We start from the raw sequence: 19,609 nt of genomic DNA, 5'->3' as shown, positions 1-19,609 counted from the left end.
TTCATAAATCCAGGCGAAAGGTATTGGGTAACTTTCCTGATAACGGCAGGGAAATTTCCGTTTTTTAAGACTTTGATTTTTTGCTGAATACTGAATAAAAATTAATAATCTAAAATACTCGTTCATCTGAATATTTACAGACTGTTTAAATTTACGCTTGACATGAATGGAAGAGGTGAGCATAATACGCCTCTCAGTACGGCGCCCGTAGCTCAGCTGGATAGAGTACTCGGCTACGAACCGAGCGGTCGGGAGTTCGAATCTCTCCGGGCGCGCCATACTGAAAAAATTATTCCCCTGTAGCTCAGTCGGTAGAGCGGATGACTGTTAATCATTAGGTCGGCGGTTCGAGCCCGTCCGGGGGAGCCAAATAAAAGAAAGCCTTACATGCAAATGTAGGGCTTTTTTTATGCCTGCTGTTTTTTATGTCAATAACATCAGCGTGTTTTGCTAAATGCCCTTTGTTGGCACTTCGATCAATCAATTCCAGTTGGTAATGCGGTAATATCTTTTTTGGTCGGTTATTTTGGATAACCGGTATTAATCAACAGTCCATTGCACCAAACCGCTATATGAAGTCGCAATAACAATCAGGCCGAAGACGATACGGTACCAGGCAAAAACAATGAAATCATGATGACTGATATAGCGTAATAACGCCTTGATTGCCAACAGTGCGCTGAGAAATGCGGCAACCAGTCCTGCGGCAAAATAGGGGGCGTCGGTTGCCAAGTCTAATAAATCACGATGTTTATATAAGTCATAAAGACTGGCAACAATCAACGTGGGGATCGCCAGAAAAAAAGAGAATTCAGTTGCGGCTTTGCGTGAAAGCCCGAATAACAAACCGCCTATAATAGTAGCGCCGGAACGAGAAGTTCCCGGAATCAACGCGAAAGCTTGTGCGATACCGAGTTTTAAAGCATCTAATGGGGTCAAGTCTTCAACTTCCTGGATGCGGATTTTATGTTCCCGTTTTTCCGCCCAGATAATCACCAAAGCACCGACGATAAATGCCAAGGCCACAGGAATGGGCTTGAACAACACGGCTTTGATGTATTTGCCGAACAGTAAACCCAAGCTTGCCAATGGAATGAAGGCAATAATCAGGTTATAGGTGAATTTTTGTGCCTGCTTTTGGCTTGGTAAGCCGATAACAACGGCGGCGATTTTGGCTCGGTATTCCCAGCACACCGCCAGGATAGCGCCAACCTGAATAACAATTTCAAATAACTTGCCCTTGTCATCATTAAAATTCAGCAAGTCGCCAACCAGGATTAAGTGCCCGGTACTGGAAACCGGCAAAAATTCGGTCAAGCCTTCAACAATGCCCAAAATGATAGTTTTAATTAATAATATAAAATCCATATTTTATTTAGTAAGGTGAGTGATTCGGTGGGTGAAAGTGCATCCTGCTGTGACGTGGAGCAGCTCACCTATAATAAACCGCCATCTTATAAAAAAACAGACATCCGCTCAGTAAAACTCGAATTCGTCGTCGCGTTTTCAGTAGTAATATGACTAAAACGGGTGTATTGCTCTCTTCGCATTGTTTATACTATGCGCAATAATTAGAGCATTTCTGGCCTTGCTTTCACTATTTCAGTAAAATATTGAGTTTATGACGGCTGGACAGATCAATTTCTGCATTCTTCGCATCCATCTGGAGTATGTAGAACATAGAGTGCCGAAATAGGCGCTTTACGACTGCATGGACGCAGGAGTTGGAGCAATGCAGGAGCTATTGCCGAGGCGACGCAAGACGCAATTGCGATGCTACGCTCTTTTGCCCTATGGGCCCCAACCTACATTTTTAATCCATGCATATTCGCCGTAACAGGATCAATCAATGACCAATAGCTTAATCTCAAAAATCACCGGACAGAATGACATCGATCCAGCAGAAACCAGGGAGTGGATTGAAGCACTGCAAGCCGTGCTGGAACACGACGGCAGCGAACGTGTGCATTTCCTGATTGAGCAATTGGTTTCGGTAACCCGAAAAGCGGGATTCGATATCCCTTTCAGCGCCAATACCCCTTATGTTAATACCATTCCTGTCGCACAACAGGCGCAGTTTCCGGGTGACGTTACCATAGAGCACAATATCCGCGCTTATGTGCGCTGGAATGCAATGATGATGGTGTTAAGGGCGAATAAGCACACCAACGTCGGCGGTCATATCGCCAGTTTTGCATCGGCGGCTACTTTATATGATGTCGGCTATAACCATTTCTGGCGTGCGCCTTCAGAGCAACATGACGGCGATCTTATTTTTACCCAAGGCCACTTAACACCGGGAGATTATGCCCGTGCATTTTTGTTGGGACGATTAACGCTGGAACAGATGGATAACTTTCGTCAGGAAGTGGACGGTAATGGTTTGCCGTCTTATCCTCATCCCTGGCTGATGCCGGAGTTCTGGCAGTTTCCGACGGTTTCTATGGGGCTTGGGCCGATTATGGCTATTTATCAGGCACGTTTCATGCGCTATTTAGATGGGCGTGGCCTTGCTGATACTTCGGGTCGTAAGGTCTGGAGCTTTCTAGGCGATGGCGAAACTGATGAACCCGAATCGTTGGGCGCCATCGGCATGGCCGGACGGGAGAAACTGGATAATCTTATTTTTGTTATCAATTGCAACCTGCAACGTCTGGATGGGCCGGTGCGCGGCAACGGCAAGATTATTCAGGAACTGGAAAGTGAATTTCGCGGTGCCGGTTGGAATGTGATCAAACTGGTTTGGGGGCAGCGCTGGGATGCGTTGCTGGCTCGTGATAAAGATGGACTGCTGGCGGCTCGCATGATGTCCTGCGTCGATGGCGATTACCAAACCTTCAAGGCTAAAGACGGCGCTTATGTGCGCGAACATTTCTTTAATACTCCTGAATTAAAAGCCATGGTGTCCGACTGGTCCGATCGCGACATCTGGGAACTTAACCGCGGCGGACATGATTCAGTTAAAGTTTTTGCCGCTTTCCATGCAGCGGTACATCATAAAGGGCAGCCCACCGTCATTTTGGCTAAAACCATTAAAGGTTACGGCATGGGTGCATCGGGAGAAGCCCAGAATATTTCTCATCAACAGAAAAAAATGAGTGCCAGTTCGCTAAGTAACTTTCGCGATCGCTATGCATTGCCTGTTAATGATGAAGAGCTACAAAATTTGCCTTATCTCAGCTTTGCTGAAGGTTCAAAGGAACTGGCCTATATGCAGCAGCGGCGCACTGAGCTGGGCGGCCACCTGCCTGCCAGAAGAACAAAATCTTATGCGTTGGATGTTCCTATATTGAGCGATTTCAAAGCGTTGTTGGAAGCCAGCGGTGAAGGCCGCGAGATCTCCACGACTATGGCTTTCGTGCGACTGCTTAATATTTTGGCCAAAGATAAAAATATCGGCAAACGTATCGTGCCGATTGTTCCTGACGAATCAAGAACTTTCGGTATGGAAGGCATGTTCCGGCAGCTGGGCATCTGGTCACAAGTTGGACAGCTTTATACGCCGCAAGATGCCGACCAATTAATGTTTTATAAGGAAGACAAGCACGGACAAGTTCTACAGGAAGGCATTAATGAGGCGGGCGGTTTGTGCGATTGGATTGCAGCAGGCACCTCGTACTCAACCCATAACGTACCGATGATTCCGTTTTTTATTTATTATTCGATGTTCGGTTTTCAGCGGGTTGGCGATTTAATCTGGGCAGCTGCCGATCAACGCACCCGGGGCTTTTTAATGGGCGGCACGGCAGGCAGGACTACGCTGAACGGCGAAGGGCTGCAGCATGAAGACGGGCACAGCCACTTGATGGCGGCGACGGTACCTAACTGCGTATCTTATGATCCGACCTATGCCTATGAGCTGGCAGTGATTATTCAAGACGGTTTACGGCGAATGTATGTCGAACAGGAAGATGTTTTTTATTACATCACCGTGATGAACGAAAACTATGCCCATCCTGCGATGCCTAAAGGCATGGAGCTGGATATATTGAAAGGCATGTACAGTTTCAAGAAAGGCGCTAACGCCGCACCTGTTCCCGACAGTCCGGCGGCATACACTCCGTCCGTGGAGATAAAGAAAGCCCCTCGCGTACAATTATTGGGGTCGGGAACAATTTTCCGTGAAGTCGAAGCGGCGGCTGAATTACTGCGCAACGACTGGGGCGTTGAAGCCGATTTATGGGGCTGCACCAGTTTCACCGAACTGGCCAGAAACGGTCAGTTTTGCGAGCGCTGGAATCGTCTCCATCCGACCGAAACCCCCAAACAATCTCATGTCGCGCATTGCTTAGCCAATGCGGAAGGACCGGTAATCGCCGCCAGCGATTATACCCGTGCCTTTGCCGAGCAGATCCGTAGCCTTATTTCCGCTCCTTATACAGTGCTGGGCACCGATGGTTTCGGCCGTTCCGATACGCGCGAAAATCTGCGCCGGTTTTTTGAGGTAGACCGCTACCATGTAACGATTGCAGCGTTAAAGAGCTTGGCAGACTTAGGTCAGTTCGATGCCGCTAAAGTGGATGTGGCTATTGCCAAATACGGTATAAACCCTGATATAGCAGCTCCCTGGCTAATTTAACGGAAGGACACAAAATGGCGTTATTAATTGAAATCAAGGTTCCTGATGTCGGCAATGTTGCTGATATCGATGTAGTAGACGTATTGGTTAAACCGGGTGATGAGGTAAAACTGGAACAAACCCTGGCTGTGCTTGAAACCGATAAAGCCAGCATGGATTTACCTTCCAGTGCGGCAGGTACGGTGCAGGAATTATTTATCAAGCCCGGCGATAAAGTTTCTGAAGGGACCTTGATTGCGACGGTATTGGCAAGCGCCGAAGCGGATAGCGCTGAACAACCGGAACAGCCGGCAGTAGAAGCATCTGCGCCGGTGGAAAAAGCACCGGAGCCGGTCAGTGAACCCGTTGCTGTTAAACCTGAACCGGTGGCTGCCAAACCTGAGCCCATATCGGAAACCCCAGCTGGCAATATCTCTGATCATGCTGCTCACGCGACTCCCGCTGTGCGCCTCTATGCTCGTGAGCTGGGCGTTGAAATACACAAAATAACAGCCGGTAGCGGCCGCAAGGGACGTATTTTAAAAGACGATGTGAAAAACTTCGTCAAGAAAGTTATGGCTGAAGGCGTAGCGCAAAGCGGTTCCGGGATTCCGGCAATGCCGACCGTCGATTTTTCGCAATTCGGTGAAATAGAAGAGCAGAAGCTTAATAAAATCAAGCGTCTGACCGGACAAAACCTGAGTCGCGTATGGCTGAACCTGCCGATGGTCACGTACCATGAGGAAGCGGATATTACTGAAATGGAAGCGTTCCGCAATGCGCTGAATGCGGAGAAGTCCAAAGATGACATAAAAATCACCGGTTTGATATTTATTATCAAGGCGCTGGTTGCCGCGTTGGAACAGTTCCCGCAGTTTAACGCGTCGCTGTCTGCCGATGGCGAAAAATTGATATTAAAGAAGTATTTTAATATTGGTATCGCAGTCGATACGCCTAATGGCTTGGTAGTGCCGGTGTTACGCAATGTTAACCGCAAAGGCATCAATGAATTATCTGCCGAATTGGCTGAAACAAGTAACAGAGCCCGCCTGGGAAAGTTGATGCCTGCTGAAATGCAAGGCGGATGCATCACTATTTCCAGTCTCGGCGGTATCGGCGGTACGGCTTTTACACCTATCGTCAACGCTCCTGAAGTGGCGATACTCGGCGTTACCCGGGCCAAAATGCAACCGGTATGGAACGGCAATGAGTTTGTGCCGCGGCTGATGTTACCGCTTGATCTGACATACGACCATCGGGTCATTGACGGTGTGGAAGGCGCTCGTTTCATGGCCGCCATCAAACAATATTTGGGCGATATCCGCCGATTGTTACTTTAATCAGGAACATAATATGGAAGCTAATCCAGCGATTAATGAGTCTACGATACATGCGAAAGTTCTGGTATTAGGCGGTGGTCCCGGCGGATATACGGCGGCATTCCGTGCTGCCGATTTAGGCAAGCAAGTGGTATTGGTCGAACGCTATCCGGTTCTTGGCGGAGTCTGTCTTAATGTCGGTTGTATTCCGTCCAAGGCTCTGCTGCATGTCGCACAAATTATTCACGAAGTTGATGAGTTCGAACAACACGGTCTTAATTACGGTAAACCGAGCTTTGATATAGACAAGATTCGGGCCTGGAAAGAGAGCGTTACCAAAACATTGGTTGGCGGTTTGGCCCAATTGGTAAAACAGCGCAAAATAACCTTAATCCAGGGCACCGGGCAGTTTACCTCGCCTAATACGCTTGAGGTGCAAACCGAAAACGGTATAAAAACCGTCAGCTTCGACCAAGCGATTATTGCTGCCGGTTCGCAGGCTACCAAAATCCCGGTTTTCCCGAATGATGATCCGCGCTTATGGGATTCGACCAATGCGTTGGAATTAAAAGAAATTCCCAAAAAACTGTTGATCGTCGGCGGCGGCATCATAGGTCTGGAAATGGCCACGGTTTATCATGCGTTTGGCTCTGAAATCAGCGTGGTTGAGTTGATGGAGCAGATTATTCCCGGCTGCGATAATGATTTGGTTACCCCTTTATTCCGGCGTATCAAAAAGCAATATAAAAATATCTGGCTGGAAACACGGGTTACTTCCATTGAAAAACAAGACGACGGCCTGAAAGTGTCTTTCGAAGGTAAAAGTGCACCGGGGGCGGCGGTATTCGATGCAGTCTTGGTTGCTGTTGGACGTAAACCTAACGGTAAGTTGATCGGTGCCGAGCTGGCAGGCGTTAATGTCGATGACCTCGGTTTTATTGCTGTCGATAAGCAGCAGCGCACCAATGTTCCTCATATTTTTGCGATAGGCGATATAGCCGGTAATCCGATGCTGGCTCACAAGGCTTCACATGAAGGCAAAGTTGCCGCCGAAGTTGCGTCCGGGTTAAAAGCAGGCTTTGATGCGCTGACTATTCCAGCTGTTGCTTATACTGATCCTGAAGTAACCTGGATGGGCCTGACTGAAAATCAGGCTAAACAACAAGGCATAGAATATGATAAAGCTGCATTTCCTTGGGCGGCCAGTGGACGCTCCTTAAGTTTGGGGCGCAAGGAAGGCCTGACAAAGATACTCTGCGAAAAGGGAACCGGCAGAATTCTCGGTGCAGGCATGGTCGGTCCCAACGCCGGTGAGTTAATCGCCGAAGCGGTGCTGGCCCTGGAAATGGGTGCCGATGCCGAAGATATCGGTTTGACTGTCCACCCACATCCAATGTTATCGGAGACTTTCGCCTTTGCCGCCGAAATGATCACAGGTTCAATTACTGATCTTTATATTAAAAAATAAGACTTAAAAGTATTAACTCCTGTTATTGTTTCTGTGTCGCGTACTGTTAAGTATTCTACTATAGACGATCCGGCCTTATGCAATATCAGCATTGACCTCCATGGATGGAGGAAATGCCGCAAGATTGCATGGAGCAATTGCGGACACCATATCCATGCTGGCATGTAATTAGGGTGTTGGTGCTTTTAAATGTTGACTTTTGCTTTAGCAAATAGCTGAATTTTCAACGGCCTTGACCGGATAAATAAATTCTTATTGGTTTTAGAACCTGTGTAAAATATCAATCAAGTCTGTATCTTCTTGCTTACATGGCGGTAGGCCGGGGAGCAGAAGTTTACAGTACGAGCCGTACAAATTTTTAATCCTCAAATCCAATATTATTTCCTCAGTCCAGCAGAATAACCGAGCACCTAAATGAAAACCAAGATAGTTACTGTCATTGCACTCGCTCTACTCGTATTCATTAATTTCAGCATTTGGAGTTATGTTAACAATCCCTTGCAATTGCAACCTTGGACCAAAACTACGATGGGCGTCACCTTCGACCCTATGAGAAAGCAGGATACACAAACAAGCAATACTTTTCCCAGCGAAGCCGATATTGATCATGACTTGAGTCTGCTTGAGAATAAGGTTCACGCCGTTCGTACCTATAGCGTACTGAAAGGGCTGGATAAAATTCCCGAATTGGCCGCCAAGCATAATTTGAATACGACAGTCGGAGCATGGATTGATGGTAATCTTGAAAAGAATCGGCAAGAAATTGAAACTTTAATCAATGTCAGTAAGCAGAATAATCCCAATATTGTTCGTGTTATGGTGGGCAACGAGGTTCTGCTCCGCGCCGAAATTCCACCCGAACAACTGATCGAATATATCCGGGAGGTAAAGAAAAACACTTGGCGCCCGGTTAGTACATCCGAAACATGGGCTGAATGGATGAAGCATCCTGAGCTTGTTAACGAAGTCGATTTTATTGCTGTGCACATCTTGCCTTACTGGGAAGGCATTGCTGCGGAAGATGCGGTGGATTATGTTTTTGACCGTTATCATGCCGTGCAACAAGCTTATCCTAATAAGCCTATTGTGATTACCGAGGTCGGTTGGCCTTCGGATGGTCAACCATTCAAGCACGCTACTGCATCGATATCTAACCAAGCAAAATTTTTACGCGAATTTCTCAATCGAGCCGATGCTGAAAAAGTCACTTATTATATTGTAGAGGCGTTTGACCAGCCCTGGAAAATGTCTTTGGAGGGTTCGGCGGGGGCTTATTGGGGCATTTTTAATGCGGATCGGCAGCCCAAATATCCAATGGATAGCGACGTTATAACTATGCCTAATTGGGAACATTGGGCAACGGGCGCGGCTGTTTTCAGTATCGTTTTAATGTTTTTGTTTTTATTTACCCGCAGCAGCTTAAAACTGCCCGGTTTACTGTTTTTCGGTTTAATTGCCAACCTTGCGGCATCAACAATTTTCTGGTCTGTGTCGATTGGCGCCCAGCAATACCAAACCAATATTACCATGGTGTTTTGGGGAATCTTGATATTGATGCAGGTCATGGCGGCCGTCATCTTATTAATAGAAAGCCTGGAAATAGCCGAAGTTATCTGGCACCGGAAAACGGCCAGGACTTTTCAGCCGCTTAAGCCATCGCCTGATTTCAAATATCCGAAGGTATCTTTACATTTACCCATCCATAATGAGCCGCCCGAAATGGTGCGTATGACGTTGGAAGCTTTGGATAGGGTGGATTATCCGAATCTGGAAGTATTGGTGATGGACAATAACACCAAAGATCCGGCTATCTGGGAACCGGTCAAAGCCGATTGTGAACGGTTAGGTCCAAAATTCAGATTCTTCCACTTGGAAAACTGGCCCGGCTTTAAAGCGGGAGCAATCAATCATGCGCTCGAGCAGACTGCTCCTGATGCCGAGATTATCGCTGTTATCGATAGCGATTATATCATCTCGCCCGACTGGTTGAACTGTATGGTGCCTTATTTCGACAATGAAAATGTCGGTTTTATTCAGTCGCCCCAGGATTACCGCGACCGCGATCAAAGCGCCTTTAAATCCTTTTGCTACTGGGAATATGCCGGCTTTTTCAATATCGGCATGGTGCAAAGAAACGAATATAACGCCATTATCCAGCATGGCACGATGACTATGATCAGAAAGTCTGCATTGCTGGAAGTAGGTAAATGGTCGGAATGGTGTATCTGTGAAGACAGTGAGTTAGGCTTGCGTCTGTATGAAGCAGGGTATGACTCGGTTTATGTCAAAGATTCGTTTGGACGCGGGGTTATGCCCGATACCATGTCAGGCTACATGACTCAACGCTATCGTTGGGTTTATGGTGCCATGCAAATTATCAAGGCGCATTGGCGCAACTTTTTGCCGTCTAAGCAGCCGAAGTTGACACCTGCCCAAAAGTATTATTTTATTGCCGGATGGTTGCCGTGGTTTTCAGATGCGTTGGCGTTGGTATTTACCATGACCAGTTTGATCTTAACGGCGGTGATTCTTTACGATCCGATACACAGCGAACTCCCAGCCAATGCTTTCTTATTGCCGACTGTCGGTATATTCAGTTTTAAGATTATTCGTGGCTTATGGTTATACCAAGCCCGTGTACCCTGTTCGGTTTGGCAATCGTTAGGCGCGTCGCTGTCAGGTTTATCCTTGACGCATACCGTCGCCAAAGGAACGCTGCAAGGCCTGTTTACGTCCGGTAAACCGTTTATGCGTACTCCGAAGTTTGAACAACACAGTCCTTTATTCGTTGGGTTGGTTACCATACGGCAAGAATTGCTATTGTTGATCTTATTGAGTGTGGCTATTGGAATGATGGCTTCTTTAGAGCATTTTGACAATTTTAGCGGAAAATTATGGATAGCTATTCTTTCGGTACAAGCAGTTCCTTATGTTGCGGCCTTGCTGACATTATTGATCAGTATTGCGCCAGATTATAAATCCTATAAGTCCGACCTGGTTGTCGAGGAAATAGCTGATAAATCCACCTCTAAAAAGAAAAAAGCTTAGTCTCAAAATAACGCCGATAACTCTTGCCTGCATTGCCTATGCAAATAGAAATGCGGGTAAGAGCATAAAGTGCAGGAAGGGACATAGCTCATTCCGTCGAGATGTGGCGTTTTAAGATGATGATGTGGAGCGATACTTTAATGCAAACAACCTTCATCATTATGCATAGGATTGTTGACCCGTGTGCTGATTGGAGTAATCAGCATGTCATGGTAAGCATCGGCGGCTAAAAAATCAGCTATCTTAACAATTGCGGTTTTCTTGTCCAGCCAACGACTGTAATCATCGGATGTAATAATAACCGGCATTCTGTCATGAATAGACGATACGTTGTCGTTGGCAACGGTGGTAATGATAGTGCACGAATAAACCGTTTCCTGATCATGTTCCCAATGCTCCCAAACACCTGCAAAAGCGAATAAGGCATTATCCGGTTTGTGTATATGGTAGGGCCGTTTGCCTGTTTGGGTGGATTGCCATTCAAAGAAACCGGTAGCCGGAATCAGGCAGCGTCGATGCCGGTAAGCGTTTTTAAACGATGGTTTTTCAGTCAGGGTTTCAGCTCTGGCATTAATCAAATGTTTGGAAATTGCACGGTCTTTCGCCCACGATGGAATCAAGCCCCAATGCAGATTAACGGCTCTGTTGCTAGCGTCTTCCAGTTGCACGACAGCGAGGATTTTTTGTCCTGGCGCAATATTGTAGTCAAGATTGTCTGTAGGTAAACTCAACAATCTGAAATGGTCCATAATCTGCTGCCCGGTTGCGATCAAATTATAACGTCCACACATATATGCACCTCGAACTGGTAAAACTGGAAAAAGTTTTTAATCCGTCGATTCTAACAAAGATTCATGATCCGCTACTTGCGCAATACCAAATCGAATTGTGGATGAAACGGGATGATTTATTGCATCCTGTGATTTCCGGCAATAAATGGCGGAAGCTTAAATATATACTCGATCATGCTTTGTCGGTAGGGGCGAATACCCTTATCAGCATGGGTGGCGCTTATTCCAATCATTTACATGCTTTAGCTTATGCCGGCAAGGTGTTAGGATTGAAAACCATTGGCTTGGTTCGCGGCGAGCAACCGGAAATATTGACTCCGACTTTGCAGGACATGACAAAGTGGGGGATGAGCTTGGAGTTTGTATCTCGTACTGAATACAGGCAGCTTAGGCGCTATAAAAATTGGCATGATTTGCCCGGCTTAAAGCCTTGGCAATATTGGCTGCCGGAAGGCGGTGCGCAGACATTGGCATTGAAAGGTGTAGGCGAACTGGTTACCGAAGTAGAGATTCCATACGACACAATTTGCGTGCCCTGTGGAACAGGAACGACTTTGGCCGGTATTATTGAAGCCGTTCCGGAACAAACGTCAGTGTTGGGATTTGCAGCGTTAAAAAACGCCGGTTTTTTAACGGAGGAGGTTAGAAGCGTGCTGTCACAATCTTGTAATAACTGGCAGATAAACTTGGATTACCATTTTGGCGGTTTTGCCAAAATCAATGCCGGGCTAAACGCATTTATTGAAGACTTTGAATTAAAAACTACAATTCCTCTTGAACCTATCTATACCGGCAAAATGATGTATGCCGTCTACGATTTAATCAAAAAACACTACTTCAGGCCCGGTCAGCGTATTATTGCTGTACATACCGGAGGCTTGCAGGGGAAAAGAGGATTTAGTTAATACACATAAATATAATATCAATTGATTTTGAATCTTGAGCACAACATGGACATAAACGAAGCAGAAGCGATAATCGATCTTCAAAAACCGGAACTTTATATTAATCGTGAGCAGAGCCTGCTGGAGTTCAACAAGCGAGTTCTGGCTCAGGCGAAAGATGAAAAAGTGCCGTTGCTTGAAAGACTTAATTATATGTGCATCTCCTGTTCCAATCTGGATGAGTTTTTCGAGGTTCGTGTAGCCAGCGTTATTCAGATGGCTGCCATTGATCCAAAAGCCGTCGGTCCGGATGGCTTGACGCCTAATGAACAACTGGAGTTGATTTCCGTTCATGCTCATCAACTGGTTGATGAGCAATATAAAGTCCTGAACGAAATTCTGATTCCGAAACTTGCCAGCGAAAATATTCATTTCATTCGTCGTAAGGAATGGACCGAAGCACAGCAAAAATGGCTGGAAGCCTATTTTAATGATGAGCTATTACCGATTTTAACGCCGGTTGGGCTGGATTCCGCTCATCCTTTTCCGCGCATCCTCAACAAGAGCTTAAATTTTATTATTTCCTTGACTGGAAAAGATGCATTCGGCAGAAATAGCGGGCGGGCTATTTTGCAGGCACCCAGGGCGCTACCGCGCATTATTCAGTTGCCTGCTGAGGAAACCGGTAGCGGCCCGGCGGATTTTGTGTTTTTATCATCGATTATTCATGCTTTTGTTGATCAGCTGTTTAATGGCATGAATGTTAAAGGCTGCTATCAATTCAGGGTCACCAGGAACAGTGATTTTTTTGTCGATGATGATGCTATTGATGATTTATTGCTTGCAGTGGAAGGCGAGCTGGCCATGCGTAATTACGGCGATGAAGTTCGTCTGGAAATTGATGCCAAATGCCCTGATGAAACAGTCACGTTTTTGCTGGATCGTTTTGAAATGAGCCGTGACCGTTTGTTTTTGGTTGATGGGCCGGTTAATCTGAATAGAATTCAGGAAATTAATGCCTTGGTCGGTCGGCCCGACCTTAAATTTCCTTCCTTCAAGCCCGTTGTACCGCAACAGCTCGAGCGTAGCAAAGACATATTTGCAGCGATTAAGCGCCATGATATCTTGCTGCATCACCCGTTTGAGTCCTTTTCCCCGGTCGTTGAGTTTGTTCGTCAGGCAGCAGTTTCCCCTGATGTGCTGGCTATCAAGCAAACGCTCTATCGTACCGGAGCCGATTCGCCGATTGTAGGGGCTTTAATCAAGGCGGCGAGAGCAGGCAAGGTAGTGACGGTCGTTATCGAACTAAGGGCTCGATTTGATGAAAAAGCCAATATCGATTTGGCCTCCAAATTACAAGAAGCCGCCGTGCATGTCGTTTATGGTGTGGTGGGTTATAAAACTCATGCCAAAATGTGTTTGGTATTAAGACGGGAAGGCAAGCAGCTGCGTAATTATGTGCATTTGGGTACCGGCAATTATCATCCTAAAACAGCGCAGATTTACACGGATTATGGATTGTTTTCCTGCGATAAAGAATTAGGTGAGGATGTCCGGCGCGTATTTGCTCAACTGACCAGTTTGGGGAAAGTTACCAAGTTGAATAAATTATTACAATCGCCGTTCACCTTGCATAGTGGGTTGATAGATAAGATTGAGAGGGAAATACTTCACGCTAAAAATGGAAAGCCGGCAAAAATAATTATTCAAGTGAATGCTGTTGTTGAAGAGCAGTCTATTCGAGCTCTTTACCGTGCATCGCAGGCCGGAGTTGAGGTTAAATTAATTGTCAGGGGCGTGTGTTGTTTAAAGCCCGGCGTTCCCGGCGTATCTGAAAATATAGAAGTGCGATCCATTATTGGGCGATTTTTGGAGCATGCACGGGTTTATGCGTTTGAAAATGGCGGTGACAGGGAGGTCTACGCGTCCAGCGCAGATCTAATGAATCGCAATATGTTCAGGCGTGTTGAAATTTGCTTTCCGATTGAAAACAAGAAATTGCAAAGCCGGATTTTGCAGGATCTGAATTTGTATTTAAAAGATAATACCCAGGCTTGGCTTTTACAGTCTGATGGCAGTTACCAGCGCTTAAAGAAAACCGATGATGCAGAAGAGTCGGTTCAAGCCCAAGCTGTGCTTATGCACGAATTTCAATGACCATGATGCGCGAGATTGCCCAGCTTGGGGCTAAGGTACTCAGACAAAAAGCGGAAGCCGTTGTTGATGTGCATGACATTGAAATTCGGGAAATAATCGAAGCAATGCAAAGCACTCTGGCAACGACTTCGGGCGTTGGTATTGCCGCTCCCCAGATCAGCGAATCCAAACAGATTATCATCATTGCGTCGCGGCCTACACCTCGTTATCCATCGGCACCGTTGATGGAGCCTACAGTGATGATTAATCCTTGTTTTCAGATTTTGTCGGAAACGCAAGAGAAAGGCTGGGAAGGTTGTTTAAGTATTCCCGGAATACGTGCTTTAGTGCCTAGGTATCAGGAAATAATGGTTCACTATACCGATCAACAGGGCGACTTGGTGGAGTTAAAGCTGAGTGGGTTTGTAGCGAGAATCTTCCAGCATGAAGTTGATCATCTGGAAGGTAAAACCTATCTGGACAGGGTTGAGAGTAATCTGGATATTTTCGCAGAAAGTGAGTTTGTTAAATTGATTGATGGCACGCAAGCGTGAAAGCTTCATTTTCTCGGCAGTGTCGCACCTGAAATGCATCTATGTTTGGTGTATTTAGTTATATGAAAAACAAATGTATTATCATCTTTACACACTTCTGTTGTTAAAAACGCGCTTATGGTATCATTGGCGGTTTTAATTACCTGGATTATTTAAATGGCTAAAGAAGATCAAATTGAAATGGAAGGCAAGGTGATAGACACTTTACCTAATACCATGTTTCGTGTCGAACTGGAAAATGGTCATATTGTGACTGCACATATTTCAGGAAAAATGCGTAAGCACTACATTCGTATTCTTACCGGAGATAGTGTTAAAGTTGAAATGACACCTTACGATTTAACCAAAGGTCGAATCACGTTCCGTATGCGTTAATCCTGTACTAACAGGATTAACGCAGGTTCCTTAAACACCTAGTACGGCTCGATTGCCGTATTAAAAACCAATCGCTGCAGTCCGCCGAATTAAAAATTGGCTTCAGGAACAATCTGTTCAGCGCTTTCTATAGCAAAGTTCAGTTCATTATCCTTCACGTAAATTCGCACATGCCCTCCGTGTGCCAAATCGCCGAACAACAAGTCGTTAGCCAGAGGTTTTTTGATTTTCTCCTGAATGAGTCGCGCCATCGGTCTGGCTCCCATTTTTGGGTCGCAGCCGTTTTCAGCCAGCCATAATCTGGCATCGACATCCAATGCCAGCGTTACATGCTTGTCTGCCAGCAGGGCTTCCAATTCAAAAATGAATTTATCGACCACATGTCCGACAATTGAAATATCCAATGGCTTGAATTGAATAATCGCGTCCAGACGGTTGCGGAATTCGGGCGAGAAGCCTTTTTCGATAACCTTCAGACTGTCGGTCGCATGATCCTGTTGGGTAAAGCCGATAGAAGCGCGACTGCCTTCTTCCGCTCCCGCATTGGTGGTCATAACCAGGATAATGTTACGGAAATCCGCTTTGCGTCCGTTATTATCGGTTAATGAGCCGTGATCCATAACCTGTAATAATAGGTTAAATACATCAGGATGGGCTTTTTCCAATTCGTCCAGCAGCAGTACTGCATGAGGATGTTTGGTAACCTGCTCAGTCAATAAGCCGCCCTGATCAAAGCCTACATAGCCTGGAGGCGCGCCTATCAGTCTGGAAACAGTATGCCGCTCCATGTACTCTGACATGTCAAAGCGAATCAACTCTACTCCCAGCACTTTAGCCAGTTGCCGCGTGACTTCGGTCTTACCTACGCCGGTAGGCCCTGCAAAAAGAAATGAACCGATAGTCTTCTGCGTATCCCTAAGTCCTGCACGGGATAATTTTATTGCGGATGCCAGCGCCGAAATGGCCTCGTCTTGTCCAAAGACCAGCATTTTCAGGTTTTTCTCCAGGTTACCCAGCTTGTCGATATCGTTTGAAGATACCGATTTTGCAGGTACTCGGGCTATTTTGGAGACTATTTCTTCTATTTCAGCAATATCAATGATCTGTTTGCGATCCGCTTCAGCAGTCATGCGTTGTTTAGCGCCTGCTTCATCAATAACATCAATGGCTTTATCGGGTAAATGCCGATCGGTAATATAGCGATCCGATAACTCCGCCGCTACACGTAATGCATCAGAAGAATATTTAACATCATGATGTTCTTCAAAACGTGATTTAAGGCCTTTTAGAATCAGGATGGTGTCCTCAACGGAAGGCTCAAGTACGTCAACTTTTTGGAATCTTCGCGCAAGAGCGTGGTCTTTTTCAAAGACGCCGCGATACTCTTGATAAGTGGTGGAACCTATGCAACGTAACTGGCCGGAAGCCAGGGCAGGCTTAATCAAATTGGATGCATCCATCACGCCGCCGGAAGCTGAACCTGCTCCGATAATGGTGTGAATTTCATCAATAAACAGAATTGAATCAGGTTCTTTGTTGAGTTGATTTAACAGTGCTTTAAGCCGTTTTTCAAAGTCTCCCCGGTATTTAGTACCGGCAACCAGTGCGCCCAAATCCAGTGAGTAAATCACACTGTTCATCAGAACCTCCGGAACTTGCTCCTCAACAATCCGTTTCGCCAAGCCCTCTGCGATAGCTGTTTTGCCAACACCCGCCTCACCAACGAGTAAAGGGTTATTTTTGCGACGACGGCAAAGTGTCTGAATAGTGCGCTCAACTTCCATGTCTCTGCCGATTAACGGGTCGATTCGGCCTTTTAGGGCTTCTTCATTGAGATTGGTGGTGTATTTATCCAGCGGACTGCCCGCAGCTTCAGCGTCAGGGTTGTTTGATTCCGGTGACCGGCTAGTTGACGAATCGTTCTCAGGATCAATTTTTGAAATGCCGTGAGCCAGATAATTGACCACATCCAGCCTTGAAATATCCTGTTTATTTAACAAATAAACAGCGTGGGAATCTTGTTCGCTGAATAAGGCTACAAATAGATTAGCACCGGAAACTTCTTTTTTGTCAGATGCTTGCACATGAAAAACAGCGCGTTGAAGCACTCGCTGAAAGCCCAAAGTAGGTTGAGTTTCCCGTTGGATACCTACCGGAATAAGCGATGTGGTTTCATCAATAAATTGCGTCAGCTGGCCGCGTAGCGCCTTAATATCGCAACCGCATGCTATCAAAATAGGCTGCGCAGAAGCATTTTCGAGCAATGCCAGCAGCAAATGCTCAACCGTGATAAATTCATGCCGTTTATCATGTGCATTTTTAAAGGCATTATTTAACGTAATTTCAAGTTCTTTACTTAACATACATTCTCCACAACCTAGACTTCTTCCATTGAGCACATCAAAGGATGATGATGTTCTCGTGAATAGTCGTTAACTATATATACTTTGGTTTCAGCAACATCTTTAGAATACATTCCGCATACACCGACACCTTGCGTATGTACTTGCAGCATCACCTGGGTCGCCTTTTCTTCGGACATAGCAAAAAAGTCCATCAAAATCTCAATTACAAAATCCATGGGCGTAAAATCATCATTTAACAAGATAACCTTGTATAAAGGCGGTCTCTTCAGTTTAGGTTTAGCTTCCTGGATAGCCAAACCGCCATCTCTATCTTTGAATGGATCAAAATCAGACATAATTACAGTAATAAAATATTTAGGCCTCTAACATAGTGGCAATCTTAGTGAATTTCAACTCTTATGTTTATAACAAAATAAACAAGATCTATGCGACAGCTTAACAAATGCCTCGCACCTTTCTTCCTAAGTCTTTTTTACCAGCATAATATCTCCAAATCTAGTAAAATATTAACTTTAATTATGTCGGAATTCAGTAATGGTTTGGAAACCAAATGTCACAGTTGCCGCAGTGATTGAACAGGACCAGCGATTTTTAATCGTAGAAGAAGAAACCGGCAATGGACTCCAATACAATCAACCTGCTGGGCATCTTGAAGAAGGTGAGGACCTGATTTCTGCAGTCAAGCGTGAAGTACTGGAAGAAACCGCTTGGCAGTTTGAGCCTGAGCACATTGTTTCCATTCAACTTTGGCGAAAAAATCCTGATTCCCTCAGCTTTCTCAGAGTCTGTTTTTCCGGTCGTTGCCATTCACATAACCCAACACAACAATTGGACAATGGCATTATTGCCGCTCACTGGTTAACACGCGATGAAATCGAAAATCAGCGGCATCGTTTGCGTAGTCCATTGGTGCTTATCAGTATAGACGATTATCTTAGCGGGCAACGCCACTCATTATCCTTGCTTAAATCATTTATCGATCTTGACCATGAGTAAAAAAATAATCGTCGGCATGTCCGGCGGTGTCGATTCTTCGGTAACCGCGTTGCTGCTTTTGGAACAAGGCTATCAAGTTACCGGTTTATTTATGAAAAACTGGGAAGAAGACGACGGCACCGAGTATTGTACGGCAATGGAAGACCTCGCCGATGCCCAACAGGTTTGCGATACGTTGGGTATCGAATTAAAAACAGTAAATTTTGCCTCCGAATACTGGGATGAGGTATTTGAAGTATTCTTGTCTGAATTTAAAGCTGGGCGCACGCCTAATCCCGATATTCTGTGCAATAAACACGTTAAATTCAAAGCTTTTCTGAATTATGCGATTGAAGATTTGGGCGCGGAATATATCGCTACAGGTCACTATGCGCGAGTAGCCGAGAAAGATGGCGAATATTTTTTGTTAAAGGGTTTAGACCCGAATAAAGAGCAAAGCTACTTTCTTTACACATTGGGACAAAAACAATTATCACGTACCCTGTTTCCGATAGGGCATTTGCATAAACCTGAAATACGGGCAATGGCGGATAAAGCCGGTTTTGCCAATAGCCGTAAAAAAGACAGCACCGGTATCTGTTTTATCGGCGAGCGCAAGTTCACTGAATTTTTGCAACGCTATTTGCCCTCTCAGCCCGGCGAAATGCGTACTCCAAAAGGACAGTATATTGGCAAACATCACGGCTTGATGTATTACACGTTGGGGCAACGTCAGGGTTTGGGCATAGGCGGCGTTAAAAATGCGCCGGATGAGCCGTGGTATGTACTGGAAAAAGATTTAGAAAATAATATCCTGATTGTCGGCCAAGGGCACGATCACCCGTTGATGTTACATGACACGCTGGAAGCCAGCCAACTCGACTGGTGCAATAACCAGCCGTTGACCAAACCGATACGCTGTGCCGCTAAAACCCGCTATCGCCAAGCCGATCAACCCTGCTATTTGGAACCGATAGGCAGCGACAGATGCAAAGCTGTTTTCGATCAGCCGCAAAGAGCCATTACGCCCGGCCAATCCGTCGTTTTTTACGATGGTGAAATATGCTTGGGCGGTGGCATTATCGAATCCAAAGCTTCCTCTCGATAGGCAAAGCTAACGAATAACAACATACAC

At 45.7% G+C, this 19,609-nt stretch carries 14 protein-coding genes and 2 tRNA genes; 12 read left to right on the top strand and 4 right to left on the bottom strand.

The window, feature by feature from the left end; all coding sequences use genetic code 11:
- Positions 1 to 201 precede the first annotated feature (201 nt).
- Positions 202 to 278 (top strand) — tRNA-Arg (locus V7051_RS06915).
- Positions 279 to 293: 15 nt separating this feature from the next.
- Positions 294 to 369 (top strand) — tRNA-Asn (locus V7051_RS06910).
- Between the two features lie 171 nt (positions 370 to 540).
- On the opposite strand, the gene V7051_RS06905 is transcribed toward V7051_RS06910, so the two are convergent.
- Positions 541 to 1,368, bottom strand: a complete 828-nt coding sequence (locus tag V7051_RS06905; RefSeq protein ID WP_333874207.1) for an undecaprenyl-diphosphate phosphatase — start codon at positions 1,366 to 1,368, stop codon at positions 541 to 543.
- 481 nt (positions 1,369 to 1,849) lie between these two features.
- On the opposite strand from V7051_RS06905, the gene aceE reads away from it, so the two are divergent.
- The 4 genes from aceE to V7051_RS06885 all read left to right on the top strand — a co-directional run bounded on the left by aceE (position 1,850) and on the right by V7051_RS06885 (position 10,393).
- A complete protein-coding gene (aceE, locus tag V7051_RS06900; RefSeq protein ID WP_333874206.1) occupies positions 1,850 to 4,579 on the top strand; it encodes a pyruvate dehydrogenase (acetyl-transferring), homodimeric type in 2,730 nt (909 codons plus the stop codon).
- 14 nt (positions 4,580 to 4,593) lie between these two features.
- Entirely contained in the window at positions 4,594 to 5,898 is a 1,305-nt protein-coding gene (gene aceF, locus V7051_RS06895) for a dihydrolipoyllysine-residue acetyltransferase (RefSeq protein ID WP_333874205.1), read from the top strand.
- Between the two features lie 13 nt (positions 5,899 to 5,911).
- On the top strand, positions 5,912 to 7,345 hold the full coding sequence (gene lpdA / locus V7051_RS06890) for a dihydrolipoyl dehydrogenase (RefSeq protein ID WP_333874204.1): 1,434 nt from the start codon (positions 5,912 to 5,914) through the stop codon (positions 7,343 to 7,345).
- Between the two features lie 414 nt (positions 7,346 to 7,759).
- Positions 7,760 to 10,393: a glycosyltransferase gene (locus V7051_RS06885; RefSeq protein WP_333874203.1), complete on the top strand. Its 2,634-nt coding sequence runs from the start codon at positions 7,760 to 7,762 to the stop codon at positions 10,391 to 10,393.
- A 137-nt stretch (positions 10,394 to 10,530) separates the two neighbouring features.
- On the opposite strand, the gene V7051_RS06880 is transcribed toward V7051_RS06885, so the two are convergent.
- Positions 10,531 to 11,142 carry an SOS response-associated peptidase gene (locus V7051_RS06880; RefSeq protein ID WP_442919634.1) on the bottom strand — a complete coding sequence of 204 codons (612 nt, stop codon included), beginning with the start codon at positions 11,140 to 11,142 and terminating at the stop codon, positions 10,531 to 10,533.
- Between the two features lie 44 nt (positions 11,143 to 11,186).
- On the opposite strand from V7051_RS06880, the gene V7051_RS06875 reads away from it, so the two are divergent.
- The 4 genes from V7051_RS06875 to infA all read left to right on the top strand — a co-directional run bounded on the left by V7051_RS06875 (position 11,187) and on the right by infA (position 15,133).
- Positions 11,187 to 12,089, top strand: a complete 903-nt coding sequence (locus V7051_RS06875; RefSeq protein WP_333874201.1) for a 1-aminocyclopropane-1-carboxylate deaminase/D-cysteine desulfhydrase — start codon at positions 11,187 to 11,189, stop codon at positions 12,087 to 12,089.
- Between the two features lie 45 nt (positions 12,090 to 12,134).
- Entirely contained in the window at positions 12,135 to 14,225 is a 2,091-nt protein-coding gene (gene ppk1, locus V7051_RS06870) for a polyphosphate kinase 1 (RefSeq protein WP_333874200.1), read from the top strand.
- On the top strand, positions 14,222 to 14,758 hold the full coding sequence (gene def, locus V7051_RS06865) for a peptide deformylase (RefSeq protein ID WP_333874199.1): 537 nt from the start codon (positions 14,222 to 14,224) through the stop codon (positions 14,756 to 14,758). The genes ppk1 and def overlap by 4 nt, the downstream gene beginning before the upstream one ends.
- Before the next feature lie 156 nt (positions 14,759 to 14,914).
- Complete coding sequence (gene infA / locus V7051_RS06860; RefSeq protein ID WP_006889822.1) at positions 14,915 to 15,133, top strand: translation initiation factor IF-1; 219 nt, start codon at positions 14,915 to 14,917, stop codon at positions 15,131 to 15,133.
- An 89-nt stretch (positions 15,134 to 15,222) separates the two neighbouring features.
- Here the strand turns inward: infA and clpA are convergent, their stop codons facing one another.
- Positions 15,223 to 17,496, bottom strand: a complete 2,274-nt coding sequence (clpA, locus tag V7051_RS06855) for an ATP-dependent Clp protease ATP-binding subunit ClpA (RefSeq protein ID WP_333874198.1) — start codon at positions 17,494 to 17,496, stop codon at positions 15,223 to 15,225.
- Between the two features lie 14 nt (positions 17,497 to 17,510).
- Positions 17,511 to 17,834: an ATP-dependent Clp protease adapter ClpS gene (clpS, locus tag V7051_RS06850; protein ID WP_333874197.1), complete on the bottom strand. Its 324-nt coding sequence runs from the start codon at positions 17,832 to 17,834 to the stop codon at positions 17,511 to 17,513.
- Positions 17,835 to 18,033: 199 nt separating this feature from the next.
- Between clpS and V7051_RS06845 the strand changes: the two genes are divergently transcribed.
- Positions 18,034 to 18,495 carry an NUDIX hydrolase gene (locus V7051_RS06845; protein WP_333874196.1) on the top strand — a complete coding sequence of 154 codons (462 nt, stop codon included), beginning with the start codon at positions 18,034 to 18,036 and terminating at the stop codon, positions 18,493 to 18,495.
- A complete protein-coding gene (gene mnmA, locus V7051_RS06840; RefSeq protein ID WP_333874195.1) occupies positions 18,488 to 19,582 on the top strand; it encodes a tRNA 2-thiouridine(34) synthase MnmA in 1,095 nt (364 codons plus the stop codon). Before V7051_RS06845 ends, mnmA begins: the two co-directional genes overlap by 8 nt.
- The last annotated feature ends 27 nt before the right edge of the window (positions 19,583 to 19,609 follow it).

This window comes from Methylobacter sp., from assembly GCF_036845245.1.
Classification (GTDB): Bacteria; Pseudomonadota; Gammaproteobacteria; order Methylococcales; family Methylomonadaceae; genus Methylobacter_A.
The sequence above is the reverse complement of the archived record's forward strand: the minus strand, read 5'-3'. Positions and strand labels throughout refer to the sequence as shown.